The following is a 12332-nucleotide window of genomic DNA, read 5'->3' as shown; positions in this document are numbered from 1 at the left end:
TTTTATCGCAAGCTACTTTAATTATCGTTTCAAAATAGCCGGATTATTCCTTACAAAGTCTGTGTATTTCAGTTCCCATTTTTCAATTGAAATCACCGTCTCTTCAGTCGAATCATCGAAAAAAATCCAGCGTTGGCTTCGGCTTTTTAGCATTTCAAGAGCAGTGATATCATCAGAAGAAATTTCATCATGCCCAAACCGTCGTGGTCCGGCCGTTAAGGCATTCCACAAAACATATTCCAAACCGTCATACCACCCAGCATAATAACAACGTTCTGATATACAGCTCATCGTATATGCAAGCAACCATTCATCTTCTGTCGTTTCTGGAAGCATCGTTAAGCTTTCACTTTCACCACTTTGCCGTTCTCGGAAACCACCACGTAAGAGTTGGTTTGGCGTTTTTTAATCAAGAGTCGCTCAATCGCCAGTTTGCCGCCTTGGAGCACCTTTTCCTTAATTTCGGTCTGGTTCATGAGTAGTAAATTGATGAATGGTTTGCCATTTGGGTAAATCTACAACCTTGCAGGAAATATTTCCCTGCCCTTCAGCAATCAGCGCGGGCTGCGTTTGGGAGTTATTGATGAGCAGCCAGTAATCTACCCGGCTTTTATAGAGGTGCAGAAAGTTGCGTAGTCCCGCCTGATAACGGCGGGCAACGACCTCGGCGGGAATGTTATGCCCACCCTCCGCCACGCGGGCTCGCACCCGCTCAACGGCCAGTTCAACACTGTCCAGCCAGTAATAAATAAGTGTAATGGTGTAGCCCAGCGCTTTGGCGCGGTCAATCAGCCCCACGAAACTGCGGGTTGCCAGCGTAGTTTCGAAAGCAAAATCCACTCCTTGCGCCATCAATTCCTGCAACCGACGCAACATGATTCTGCCTGCTTCAATCGAAACCTTTTCCGGTTGGAAGGGCGAAAGTCCTCGGGCGATTTCGTCGGCGTTAACAAATTCCTTCACTTGTAGCAACTCCGGCAGCACCGTAAATGAGGCGGTGGTTTTACCGGCTCCATTGCAGCCGGCAATGATATAGAGACTAGTCAATTTATTGAAGTGCTGGTTGAATACTGCGCAAAGAAACTGCTTTTACGCTACCGCCAGCGGATTTTCTCCCCCGACTTACCCGCGCGCAGCCGCTCTGGCACGCTGGCCAGAATCAACTCCCGCAGCGCGGTGAGCAACGTCGTTCGCACGAAGCTGTGGTGCACCACGAGGCTCACCTCGCGCACCGGGGCCGGGGCCACGAAGCGCTTGAGGAGCGGGTTGGTGTCGACCTCGTCCAGCATGGCCAACTCGGGCACCAGCGTGTAGCCGTGGTGGTGACGCACCAGCTCTTTCAACGTTTCGATGGAGCCGCTTTCGTAGGCAATGGCCCCGGTAGAGGTGGTGAGGCCGCACAGGTTCAGGACCTGGTTGCGGAAGCAGTGGCCCTCCTGCATCAGCCAGAGGCCGGGGCTGGAGAGGTCGGCCGGGCGCACGGCATCCCGGGCGGCCAGGGGGTGGCTTTCGGAGGCTAGTAATAGGAAAGGCTCGTCCAGCAGGGGCAGCTCGTGCAGCAGCCGGTCATCGAGCGGGGTTACCAGCAGGCCTACGTCCAAGCGGTAGTCCTTGAGCCGCGCCATAATTTCTTCCGAGCGCAGCTCCTCGATGTGGACGCGCAGGTTGGGGTAGGCCGTGCTGAGGCCTACCAGGAAACGCGGCACCAGGTACGGGGCCAGCGTGGAGATGACGCCCAGGCGCAGGTCGCCAACCACCTCGCCTTTGGCCACTTCCACCAGCTCGCGCAGCTGCTGGGCTTCGCGCAGCACGCGCCGGGCCTGGGCAATAACCTGCGCTCCGATTGCCGTGGGCTCCACCTTGCGCTGGGTGCGGTCGAAAAGCAGGACGCCCAGCTCTTCTTCCAGTTTTTGCACTTGTACGCTTAGCGCGGGCTGGCTCACGAAGCTTTTTTCGGCGGCCAGGCCGAACTGACGGTGCGTATCCAGGGCTACGAGGTAGCTAAGCTGTTGTAGATTCATGGAAGGGAAACCAGGCAATGATATAGGTTTTGATTATAAAGTTATAAACAAAATCGATTTTGATTATGGATTTGCTCGGATTAAATTTGTGGAACGCTGGTGCCCCTGGCACTGCTTTCTCCTCCCGAACTGCCTTCCCTGGTAAGCCCGCAAACTTTCTAACTCAAACCCGTCCCTAACCGGGGCGACTTAAAACACTTCCAACATGAGCGCCAATTTCCACGACCTCCCCCCGGAAAACTCCATCCTGTACGACCTGAACACGCCCGCTGCCCAATGCCCTTTCAGCGGCGGCGCGGTGAAGCAGTCGGCCGGTGGTGGCCGCACCAACCGCGAGTGGTGGCCCAACATGCTCAAGTTGAGCATTCTGCGTCAGCACTCCACCCTTGTCAACCCCATGGACAAGGACTTTAACTACGCCGAGGAATTCAAGAAGCTCGACCTGCATGCCGTGAAGCAGGACCTGTTCGAGTTGATGACCAACTCGCAGGACTGGTGGCCGGCCGACTACGGCCACTACGGCCCGTTCTTTATCCGGATGGCCTGGCACAGCGCCGGCACCTACCGCATTGCCGACGGCCGGGGCGGTGCCGGCTCGGGCGTGCAGCGCTTCGCGCCCCTCAACAGCTGGCCCGACAACGCCAACCTCGACAAGGCCCGGCTGCTGATGTGGCCCATCAAGCAGAAATACGGCAAGCAGCTATCCTGGGCCGACCTGCTGGTGCTGGCCGGCAACTGCGCCCTCGAATCGATGGATTTCAAAACCTTCGGCTTCGCCGGCGGCCGTGAGGACGTGTGGGAGCCGCAGGAAGACGTGTACTGGGGCCCCGAAACCGAGTGGCTCGGCGACAAGCGCTACGAGGGCGACCGGGAGCTGGAAAACCCCCTCGGGGCCGTGCAGATGGGCCTCATCTACGTGAACCCCGAAGGCCCCAACGGCGAGCCCGACCCCGTGCGCTCGGCCCGCGACATCCGCGAAACCTTCGGCCGCATGGCCATGAACGACGAAGAAACCGTGGCCCTTATTGCCGGCGGCCACACCTTCGGCAAAACCCACGGCGCGGCCGACCCCGCCGCCTACGTGGGCCGCGAGCCCGCCGGAGCCAACCTCGAAGAGATGAGCCAGGGCTGGCGCAACAGCTTCGGCAAAGGCCACTCGGAGCACACCATCACCAGCGGCCTCGAAGGTGCCTGGACGAGCACGCCCGCCAAATGGAGCAACGACTACTTCAACTTCCTGTTCGGCTACGAGTGGGAATTGACCCGGAGCCCCGCCGGCGCGCACCAGTGGCGCCCCGTAAACGGCGGCGGCGCGGGCACCATCCCCGATGCCCACGACCCGGCCGTAACGCACGCCCCCTTCATGCTCACGACGGACATCGCCCTGCGCGTCGACCCTCTGTATGAGGTCATTTCGCGTCGCTTTCAGGAGCACCCCGACCAGTTTGCGGATGCCTTCGCCCGCGCCTGGTTTAAGCTCACGCACCGCGACATGGGACCCAAGGAGCGCTACCTCGGCCCCGAGGTGCCCACCGAAGAGCTGCTCTGGCAAGACCCGATTCCGGCCATCACCTACCAGGTGATTGACGACCAGGACGTGGCCGCGCTGAAAGGCCAGATTGCCGCCGCCGGCCTCACGGTAGCGCAATTGGTGTCGACCGGCTGGGCTTCGGCCGTGACGTACCGCGGCTCCGACAAGCGCGGCGGTACCGACGGTGGCCGCCTGCGCTTGGCCCCGCAGCGATACTGGGAAGTAAACAACCCCGCCCAGCTGTCGACAGTGCTGAACAAGCTCGGCGGCATTCAGCAGGACTTCAACAACGCCCAGACCAGCGGCAAGCAGGTTTCGATGGCTGACCTCATCGTGCTGGCCGGCGTGGTCGGCATCGAGCAGGCCGCCAAAAATGCCGGCCACGACGTGACGGTGCCCTTCACCCCTGGCCGCGCCGATGCCACCCAGGAGCAAACCGACGTGTTGTCGTTCACGGCCCTGGAGCCGGCCGCCGATGGCTTCCGCAACTACTTGAAGACGCACCACCGCGCCGCCGCCGAGGAGTTGCTCATTGACCGCGCCCAACTGCTCAACCTGACCGCACCCGAGCTAACGGTGCTGTTCGGGGGCCTGCGTGCCATCAACATCAACTTCGATGGCGCAAACCACGGTGTGTTCACTGACCGCCCCGGCGCGCTCACCAACGACTACTTCCTGAACCTGCTCGACATGGGCACCACCTGGGCCAGCACGTCGGATTCGCAGAATGCCTTCCAGGGCCGCGACCGCAAAACCGGCCAGGTAAAGTGGACCGGCACCCGCGTCGACCTGATTTTCGGCTCGAACTCCGAGCTGCGCGCCTTGGCCGAAGTCTACGCCTGCTCCGATTCGCAGGAGAAGTTCGTGCAGGACTTCGTAGCCGTGTGGGCCAAGGTGATGAACCTCGGCCGCTTCAACCTGGCTACGGCTTAATGCCGCCCGCCAGCGCTGCCGCCCCGTAAGGTGCGGAAGGAGCTAGTGCCTCAAAAGCAACGCCCCGTAACGAATTCGTTGCGGGGCGTTGCTTTTTTTAATATCTGATATTACTAGTAGCCACAATAGAACTGCTGCCTGCTTTTTTCAAAGGCTTTTAGTTCATCTGAATTCAATTCTAATACAATGGACGAATAATCTGAATAATCATCACTTAATTTTTCTTTAAAATACTTTATAACAATTTCAAAAACTTGAGGATGATTCAAATCATCTATTTTAAATGAGGAGTATCGTTTTACAGATTTAGGATATTGCAATCTAAATATTGAATACTGCTCGTAATAAAAATCGGTGATTCTCTCGCTAACTTCTCTCAACAGCTCAGACGGTATTGCAGCATCGACTCTTTTATAATAGTAGTCGTAAATTACATTGAAAAAGTCTTGCTTACTATCCATAGTGCTGTCAGCAATAGGATTTCTCTTGTCGAAAAAAAACGCATAAAGACAACGTATTTAGTATAATTAGAAAAATTAGTTATAAATTAATCCATCGACAGCTTCAAATGCTTACCGAATATTTCCCACTCAATCCGCATGAGCGTGGAGAGGCGAATGTCGCTGGCGTTGTTCTCGATGCGGGAGATGTACGTTTTCATCGTGCCACACTTGGCGGCTAGCTGCTCCTGCGTCATGTTGTTTTCCTTGCGCATTTCCTGGAGCATTGCGCCGAGCTTGCAGGCTTCGTAGCCCTCCTCGAAGGTTTCGCGGGCGCTGGTACCGCGGTAACCGTATTGGTTGTCGATGAAGTCATCGAGGCTGACCAAATTATCATGAGTTGTTAGCTCATTCATTCTAAGCTATGGTAATTGTAACAGCAATTTGAGCCGGTTATTCAAATCACTGATTTCAGTTGCTGAAAGCTTCCCAAGCAGCCCTTTCGCAAGTGCCTTATCCAAAGTTGCGATTTTGCTGGTTCGAATAAGCGAAGGTTTACGGATGCCATTGCTTGCGCTGGGCGGGAGCAGCACGTCGGTATTCTCCTGCCAACCGAGTTGGGTAGTAACGAAGCACACCGTAATGTCCAGGTTTGTGCTGGCAAGTACAACCGCTGGCCGCAGCTTGCTGCCGCTCAAATCGGTGAATGGAAAGGTGATGAGTACAACGTCGCCTTTACCCATCGTAAACTTCTTTCAAATCGGATTCGGTGTATAGGTCTTCCTCCGCGTTCAGAAAGTCGAACGTTTTGCTTCCGGCGGCTAGCTGCTGGATTCCTTGGGCCAGCAATTGCTCTTCGTAGCGCTTGCTCACGAAGTCGGCGAAATCAGAAATCTCCTCGGCTTTGTCGGCGGGAAGCAGGTTAATGGCCTTGATGGTCCGGTCGATAATTGCTTGCTTGCTTATCGTCATGGCTTCAGTAGTTGGATGGATTAAAGGTAACAAAAAACGTACTCCTTTCTTCACCAACGCACCCCGCCTCCAACCCCTAAAGTGCCTCTGGAGGCAGCGGATGCGGGCGGGAAAATTAAAATCACTACGGGCGAGCTTCATTTACGCTTCATGCCGGTGGGGGCAAGTTTGTATTGTCAACCCACGACACAAGCTGCGTTGCCTCGCCCCTCCCACCCTTTGATGCGCGCTTTCGGCTTGGTTTGGCCCCGGCAGGTTTGTTGGTCGGCCAAAGGCGTTCTGCTGTTTGAGCGAAGCCTTCCGCGAAGTATGAATAAGCCCAAGCCGGCGACTCTGGCCCCGATGGATTTTGGGCGGCAGTTCCCGAATTCCCCTCGGACTGCCGGCAAGCCACGGCCCGGCCCCACTGCCTGATTCGCCGCCGGGCAGCCAGCGCTACCAACGCATCGAGGGTTAAGCCAGCCGCCCGGCGCATTTCTCTGAATTACAATCCTATGCAATACCACCCGCCTGTCACGTTACCCAAGGTTCTTATGAAAAGAGTATTCATGCTGCTGAGCTGCGGCGTTTTGTTCTACACCACCAGCTGCAAGGAAGAAAAGAGGGAAGTCGAGGAGCAAATTAAACTGGTCGCCACCAGCCCTTTGCAGAAGGACACCACCATTACCAAAGAGTACGTAGCGCAGGTACACTCCTACCAGCGCATCGAGTTGCGGGCCTTGGAAAAAGGCTACCTGGAGAAGATTTTCGTGGACGAAGGCCAGCACGTTTCGGCGGGCCAAACCATGTTTCAGATTAAGCCCACGATATACCAGGCCGAGCTGAAAAAGTCGCAGGCCGAGGCGCACTACGTGCAAATGGAATATCAGAACACCAAGAAGCTGGCCGACAAGAACATCGTATCCAACAGTGAGTTGGCGCTGGCGCAGGCCAAGTATGACAAGGCCAGCGCCGATGTATCGCTGGCCCAGACGCACCTGCAATTCACCACCGTGAAAGCCCCGTTCGGCGGCATCATGGACCACTTCCAGGGCCGCCTGGGCAGCTTGGTGGATGAGGGCGATTTGCTGACCACACTCTCCGACAACAGCAAAATGTGGGTGTACTATAACGTGCCCGAAGCTGAATACCTGGCTTATAAGGAGCACGCCAAAGCCAGCGACAAAGCGGCGCACGTGAAGCTGCGGATGGCCAACAACGAGGTATTCGACCAGACCGGCATCGTGCAAACCATTGAGGCTGATTTCAATAACGAAACCGGCAACATCGCTTTCCGCGCCACCTTCCCCAACCCCGACGGCCTGCTGCGCAACGGCGAAACCGGCAGCGTGCTGATGACCGTGCCGCTGCAACACGCCCTCATCATCCCGCAAAAAGCCACCTTCGAAATTCTGGAGAAGAAATACGTTTTCGTGGTGGATAAGAGCAACGTGGTGCACCAGCGCGAGGTGGGCATCGCCTCCGAAATGCCCGATTTATACGTCATCAAATCCGGCATCGCCGCCACCGACCGCATTCTGCTGGAAGGCCTGCGCAAGGTGAAGGATGGTGATAAAGTGAGCTATAGCTACCGGGCTCCGGAGTCGGTGATTTCTAATTTGAAGGTGTATAGCGAGTAACGTCCGCTGGTCCGACCGCCCTAGGCGGTCTGACCAGTTGCCGCACCAACGACTCGTTCGCCCTTTAACCGGTCGGACCGCCTAGGGCGGTCGGACCGGGGCAGGGGACACCTTTTCCTACTATCAAACCAGCCAGAAGAATATGTTTAGTAAATTCATTCGTAGGCCAGTATTTGCCATTGTTATTTCGGTTGTCATCCTGCTGATGGGCGGGCTGGCCATTATGAAGCTGCCCACGTCGCAGTTTCCGGAGATTTCGCCGCCCCTCGTGATGGTGAGCGCGGCTTACCCCGGTGCCAGCGCTAAGGTGCTCACCGAGTCGGTGTTGATTCCGCTGGAGCAGGCCGTGAACGGCGTACCGGGCATGAAGTACATGACCTCCGATGCCGTGAGTGCCGGTGAGGCCAACATTCAGATTGTCTTTAACTTGGGCACCGACCCCGACCAGGCCGTGGTGAACGTGAACACCCGCATTGCGCAGGTGCTCAACCGCCTGCCGATACTGGTGCAGCGCGAGGGCGTGATTGTGAACCGCGTGGTGCCTAACATGCTGATGTACGTGAATTTGTACTCGAAAGACAAGAACACGGACATGAAGTATCTGTTCAACTACGCCGGCGTGAACATGATACCCGAGCTGCAGCGCCTCGGCGGCATTGGCCGGGCCAGCATCCTGGGCAGCCGGCAGTACGCCATGCGTATCTGGCTGAAACCCGACCGGATGCGCGCCTACAGCATCTCGGTGGATGACGTGATGAAGTCGCTGGACGAGCAGAGCGTGATTGGCTCGCCGGGCCGTATCGGCCGCTCCGATGGCGGGCAGGCGCAGTCGCTGGAATACGTGCTTTCGTACCAAGGCCGATTCAACGACGTGGAGCAGTATAAGAACGTGATTCTGAAGGCCAACCCCAACGGGGAAAGCCTGCATTTAAAGGATGTGGCCAACGTGGAGCTGGGCTCGGAATTCTACGACATCTATTCCAACCTGAACCAGTACCCGTCGGCGGCCATCGTACTGAAGCAGACCTACGGCTCGAACGCCTCGGACGTAATTAAAGAGGTAAAAGTCAAGCTGGACGAGCTGAAGAAAACCTTCCCGCCCGGCATGGACTACAAAATCACTTACGACGTATCGAACTTCCTCGATGCCTCGATTGAGAACGTGATTCACACCCTGCGCGACGCCTTTATTCTGGTGGCGCTGGTGGTGTTCCTGTTCCTCGGCGACTGGCGCTCGACGCTGATTCCGGCGCTGGCCGTACCGGTATCGCTGGTGGGTTCGTTCATGGCGATGCAGGCGTTCGGCCTCACCATCAACATGATTACGCTGTTTGCGCTGGTACTTTCGATTGGTATTGTGGTCGATAACGCCATTGTGGTGATTGAGGCCGTGCACGCCAAGATGGACGAGCAGCACCTGTCGCCCTACAATGCGGTGCGCCAGGTGGTGGGTGAAATCAGCGGGGCCATCATCGGTATCACCATCATGATGACGGCCGTGTTCATCCCGGTATCGTTCATGAGTGGTCCGGTGGGCATTTTCTACCGCCAGTTCTCCATTACCATGGCCACGGCCATTGTGATTTCGGGCATCGTGGCCCTCACGCTGACGCCGGTGCTTTGCGCCATGATTCTGAAAAACCACCACGGCCAGCCCAAGAAACAAACTCCCTTGCAGCGCTTTTTCGACTGGTTCAACCGCGGTTTTGAGCGGCTGACTAATGCCTACACTGGCCTGCTGTCGCGCATTGTGGCCAACCGGCTCATCACCTTCGGGATGCTGATTGCCTTCGGGCTGGGCATCTGGGCCATTACGGCGAAGCTGCCGGCCGGCTTTATTCCGAGCGAAGACCAGGGCCTTATTTACGCCATCGTGCAGACGCCGCCCGGCACCACCCTGGAGCAAACCAACGCCGTATCGCAGCACCTGCGCGAGCTGGCCAAGGACATTCCCGGCGTGGCCAACATCTCCTCGCTGGCGGGCTACGAGGTACTGACCGAAGGCCGCGGCTCGAACGCCGGCACCCTGCTACTCGACCTAAAGCCGTGGTCGGAGCGCAAGGAATCCATCGCCGAAATCATCGAAAACCTGGAGAAGAAAGCCAAGCAGATTCCCGGCGCGACTATCGAATTCTTCGAGCCGCCGGCGGTGCCGGGCTACGGCGCAGCGGGTGGTTTCCAGCTGCAGCTGCTCGATAAAACCAACTCCGGCGACTACAAGGCGCTGGAAAAAGTGAACGAGGAGTTCATGGGCAAGCTGAAGAAGCGGCCGGAGCTGGCGGGCCTGTTCACCTTCTTCTCGGCCGATTATCCGCAGTACGAGCTGAAGATTGACAACGAGCTGGCCATGCAGAAAGGCGTGAGCATCGGCAACGCCATGAACACGCTCAGCATTATGGTGGGCTCGACTTATGAGTTGGGCTTCATCAAATACCAGCGCTTTTTCAAGGTGTACGTGCAGGCATCGCCCGAATACCGGAAGCTGCCGGAGGACATCCTGAACATGTGGGCCAAAAACGACAAGGGCGAAATGGTGCCGTTTTCGGCCTTCATGAAAATCGTGAAGTCGCAGGGAGCCAATGAAATCAACCGCTACAACATGTACACCACGGCCTCCATCCGGGGCGGGGCCGCCGCTGGCTTCAGCTCGGGCGAGGCCCTGAAAGCGGTGCAGGAAGTGGCCAAGGGCCTGCCCCACGGCTACGACATCGACTGGGGCGGCCTGTCGAAAGACGAAGTGGGCCGCGGCAACGAATCGACTGTGATTTTCCTGGTCGTACTGATATTCGTGTACCTGGTGCTGGCCGCGCAGTACGAAAGCTTCCTGCTGCCGCTGGCCGTTATTTTCTCGCTGGTGGCGGGCGTGTTCGGGTCGTTCCTGTTCATCAAGCTCACTGGCCTGGCCAACGACATCTACGCCCAGGTGGGCCTCGTAATGCTGGTGGGTCTGCTGGGTAAAAACGCGGTGCTTATCGTCGAATTCGCGGCCCTGAAACACGAGGAGGGCATGTCCGTCCGCGATGCGGCCATTGAAGGAGCCAAGGTGCGATTCCGCCCCATTCTCATGACGTCGTTCGCATTCATAGCCGGCCTGATTCCGCTGGTGGTGGCTACCGGCGCGGGGGCCATCGGCAACCGGACCATTGGTAGCTCGGCGCTCGGCGGCATGCTGTTCGGCACCGTGTTCGGGGTCATCATCATCCCCGGCCTATACTACTTCTTCGGCACCTTGGCCGGCGATAACAAACTGATTCGCGACGAAAACGAGTCGCCCATCCTCGAAGGCATTGAGCCCCGCGTGCAACTAGAAGAAATGGAGCCTTATGCTTAAGAAACGAATTTATCAATGCCTCGGCGCGGCCAGCCTGGCCCTCGCTGTGGGGGCCTGCAAAACGCCCGAGCTGGTGGTGAAGAACGAAAGCCGCAACGTGCCGGCCAGCTATTCGACCGCCACCGCCACCTCGTCGGCCACCCTGGACAGCACTAACACCGGCCAGCTCCAGTGGAAACAAGTTTTCACCGACCCCAATCTGCAGGCGCTCATCGAAACCGCCCTGCAAAACAACCAGGAGCTGAACATCACGCTCCAGGAAATCGAGATTGCCCGCAACGAAATTCGCGCCCGCCAGGGCGAGTACCTGCCCTTCGTGCGCCTCGGGGCCCGGGCCGACGTGGAGAAAGTGGGCAAATACACGCTGCAAGGCGCGACCGAGGAGAATATCGACATCAAGGAAGGCCGCCGCACGCCCGACCCGCTCACTAACTTTCAAGTAGGCGCGTTTGCTACCTGGGAGGTCGATATCTGGCACAAGCTGCGCAATGCCAAGAAGGCCGCCGCCATTCGCTACCTGGCCACCGTGGAGGGCAAAAACTTCATGGTTACCAACCTGATTGCCGAAATCGCCAACTCCTACTACGAGCTGCTGGCCTACGACAATCAGCTGGCCATCGTGCGGCAGACCATTGGCATCCAGAGCAATGCGCTGGAGCTGGTGAAACTCCAGAAGGAATCGGCCCGCGCCACCGAGCTGGCCGTGAAGCGCTTCGAGGCCCAGGTGCAGCACACCCGCGCCCTGCAGTTCAAGCTCCAGCAAAGCATCGTGGAGACCGAGAACCGGTTGAACTATCTGGCCGGCCGCTACCCGCAGCCGGTGGCTCGCAACGCGCAGTCGTTCAACGACCAGCTGCCGTTTGCCATTCAGTCGGGCTCACCCGCACAGCTGCTGGCCAATCGCCCCGATATCCGCCAGGCCGAGCAGCAGCTCACGGCCGCTAAAATCGACGTGCAGGTAGCCCGGGCCAACTTCTACCCCTCGCTGGGCCTCACCGGCGGCGTCGGGCTGGCGGCCTTCACGCCCGGCCTGCTGGTGTCCTCGCCCCAGTCGTTGCTCTATGCGCTGGGTGCTGACTTAGCCGGCCCGCTGTTCAACCGTAACGGCATCAAGGCCTTCTACTACAACGCCAACGCCCTGCAAACCCAGGCCGTGTACCGCTACGAAAAGAGCGTGCTGAACGCCTACATTGAAGTATCGAATCAGGTCGCCAGCATTAGCAACCTAGCCCAGAGCTACGATGCGAAAGCCAAGGAAGTGGCAGCCCTTAACCAGTCGGTGGAAATTTCCAACAGCCTCTTCCGCTACGCCCGCGCCGACTACACGGAAGTTCTTTTCACCCAGCGTGAGGCCCTGGAATCGAAATTTGACCTCATCGAAACCCGCATGCAGCAGCTCAACGCCTCGGTAAACGTGTACCGCGCCCTGGGCGGCGGCTGGAAGTAACCCAGCCCCTCAAGTAGCTGAAGCAGCTATTGCCGCAA

General features: G+C 57.6%; 12 protein-coding genes. 4 read left to right on the top strand and 8 right to left on the bottom strand.

Going from position 1 to position 12332, the window contains the following annotated elements; all coding sequences use genetic code 11:
* Positions 1-21: 21 nt before the first annotated feature.
* From ABIB44_RS00155 to ABIB44_RS00140, 4 genes are read right to left on the bottom strand one after another with little or no spacing between them, the layout of a single operon-like run.
* Positions 22-336 (bottom strand): hypothetical protein, encoded by a 315-nt coding sequence (locus ABIB44_RS00155; protein ID WP_354582591.1) that lies wholly within the window; start codon positions 334-336, stop codon positions 22-24.
* Between the two features lie 2 nt (positions 337-338).
* Positions 339-476: a hypothetical protein gene (locus ABIB44_RS00150; RefSeq protein WP_354582590.1), complete on the bottom strand. Its 138-nt coding sequence runs from the start codon at positions 474-476 to the stop codon at positions 339-341.
* Positions 457-1047, bottom strand: coding sequence for an ATPase (locus tag ABIB44_RS00145; RefSeq protein ID WP_354582589.1), 591 nt, complete (start codon positions 1045-1047; stop codon positions 457-459). The genes ABIB44_RS00150 and ABIB44_RS00145 overlap by 20 nt, the downstream gene beginning before the upstream one ends.
* A 47-nt stretch (positions 1048-1094) precedes the next feature.
* A complete protein-coding gene (locus ABIB44_RS00140; RefSeq protein WP_354582588.1) occupies positions 1095-2021 on the bottom strand; it encodes a hydrogen peroxide-inducible genes activator in 927 nt (308 codons plus the stop codon).
* 205 nt (positions 2022-2226) lie between these two features.
* On the opposite strand from ABIB44_RS00140, the gene katG reads away from it, so the two are divergent.
* A complete protein-coding gene (gene katG / locus ABIB44_RS00135; protein ID WP_354582587.1) occupies positions 2227-4485 on the top strand; it encodes a catalase/peroxidase HPI in 2259 nt (752 codons plus the stop codon).
* Between the two features lie 113 nt (positions 4486-4598).
* Here katG and ABIB44_RS00130 read toward each other — a convergent pair whose 3' ends face one another.
* From ABIB44_RS00130 to ABIB44_RS00115, 4 genes are all read right to left on the bottom strand, one after another.
* The gene (locus ABIB44_RS00130; RefSeq protein ID WP_354582586.1) at positions 4599-4946 is read right to left on the bottom strand and encodes a hypothetical protein; all 348 of its coding nucleotides are present in this window, start codon (positions 4944-4946) and stop codon (positions 4599-4601) included.
* A gap of 86 nt (positions 4947-5032) precedes the next feature.
* Positions 5033-5341, bottom strand: coding sequence for a helix-turn-helix domain-containing protein (locus ABIB44_RS00125; protein WP_354582585.1), 309 nt, complete (start codon positions 5339-5341; stop codon positions 5033-5035).
* Positions 5342-5347: 6 nt separating this feature from the next.
* Positions 5348-5668 (bottom strand): type II toxin-antitoxin system PemK/MazF family toxin, encoded by a 321-nt coding sequence (locus ABIB44_RS00120; protein WP_354582584.1) that lies wholly within the window; start codon positions 5666-5668, stop codon positions 5348-5350.
* Entirely contained in the window at positions 5661-5897 is a 237-nt protein-coding gene (locus tag ABIB44_RS00115) for a hypothetical protein (protein ID WP_354582583.1), read from the bottom strand. Before ABIB44_RS00115 ends, ABIB44_RS00120 begins: the two co-directional genes overlap by 8 nt.
* 533 nt (positions 5898-6430) lie before the next feature.
* Here ABIB44_RS00115 and ABIB44_RS00110 point away from each other — a divergent pair.
* The 3 genes from ABIB44_RS00110 to ABIB44_RS00100 all read left to right on the top strand — a co-directional run bounded on the left by ABIB44_RS00110 (position 6431) and on the right by ABIB44_RS00100 (position 12294).
* Positions 6431-7516 carry an efflux RND transporter periplasmic adaptor subunit gene (locus ABIB44_RS00110; RefSeq protein WP_354582582.1) on the top strand — a complete coding sequence of 362 codons (1086 nt, stop codon included), beginning with the start codon at positions 6431-6433 and terminating at the stop codon, positions 7514-7516.
* 142 nt (positions 7517-7658) lie between these two features.
* Complete coding sequence (locus tag ABIB44_RS00105; RefSeq protein WP_354582581.1) at positions 7659-10847, top strand: efflux RND transporter permease subunit; 3189 nt, start codon at positions 7659-7661, stop codon at positions 10845-10847.
* Positions 10840-12294 carry a TolC family protein gene (locus ABIB44_RS00100; protein WP_354582580.1) on the top strand — a complete coding sequence of 485 codons (1455 nt, stop codon included), beginning with the start codon at positions 10840-10842 and terminating at the stop codon, positions 12292-12294. Before ABIB44_RS00105 ends, ABIB44_RS00100 begins: the two co-directional genes overlap by 8 nt.
* The last annotated feature ends 38 nt before the right edge of the window (positions 12295-12332 follow it).

The sequence above is a fragment of the Hymenobacter sp. UYCo722 genome (assembly GCF_040547115.1).
GTDB lineage: Bacteria > Bacteroidota > Bacteroidia > Cytophagales > Hymenobacteraceae > Hymenobacter.
The sequence above is the reverse complement of the archived record's forward strand: the minus strand, read 5'-3'. Positions and strand labels throughout refer to the sequence as shown.

What these genes read in the sequence shown, in the direction of transcription:
- ABIB44_RS00155 (WP_354582591.1), bottom strand. Translation starts at nt 336, where the DNA reads ATGCTTCCAGAAACGACAGAAGATGAATGGTTGCTTGCATATACGATG.
- ABIB44_RS00150 (WP_354582590.1), bottom strand. Translation starts at nt 476, where the DNA reads ATGAACCAGACCGAAATTAAGGAAAAGGTGCTCCAAGGCGGCAAACTG.
- ABIB44_RS00140 (WP_354582588.1), bottom strand. Translation starts at nt 2,021, where the DNA reads ATGAATCTACAACAGCTTAGCTACCTCGTAGCCCTGGATACGCACCGT.
- katG (WP_354582587.1), top strand. Translation starts at nt 2,227, where the DNA reads ATGAGCGCCAATTTCCACGACCTCCCCCCGGAAAACTCCATCCTGTAC.
- ABIB44_RS00130 (WP_354582586.1), bottom strand. Translation starts at nt 4,946, where the DNA reads ATGGATAGTAAGCAAGACTTTTTCAATGTAATTTACGACTACTATTAT.
- ABIB44_RS00125 (WP_354582585.1), bottom strand. Translation starts at nt 5,341, where the DNA reads ATGAATGAGCTAACAACTCATGATAATTTGGTCAGCCTCGATGACTTC.
- ABIB44_RS00120 (WP_354582584.1), bottom strand. Translation starts at nt 5,668, where the DNA reads ATGGGTAAAGGCGACGTTGTACTCATCACCTTTCCATTCACCGATTTG.
- ABIB44_RS00115 (WP_354582583.1), bottom strand. Translation starts at nt 5,897, where the DNA reads ATGACGATAAGCAAGCAAGCAATTATCGACCGGACCATCAAGGCCATT.
- ABIB44_RS00110 (WP_354582582.1), top strand. Translation starts at nt 6,431, where the DNA reads ATGAAAAGAGTATTCATGCTGCTGAGCTGCGGCGTTTTGTTCTACACC.
- ABIB44_RS00105 (WP_354582581.1), top strand. Translation starts at nt 7,659, where the DNA reads ATGTTTAGTAAATTCATTCGTAGGCCAGTATTTGCCATTGTTATTTCG.
- ABIB44_RS00100 (WP_354582580.1), top strand. Translation starts at nt 10,840, where the DNA reads ATGCTTAAGAAACGAATTTATCAATGCCTCGGCGCGGCCAGCCTGGCC.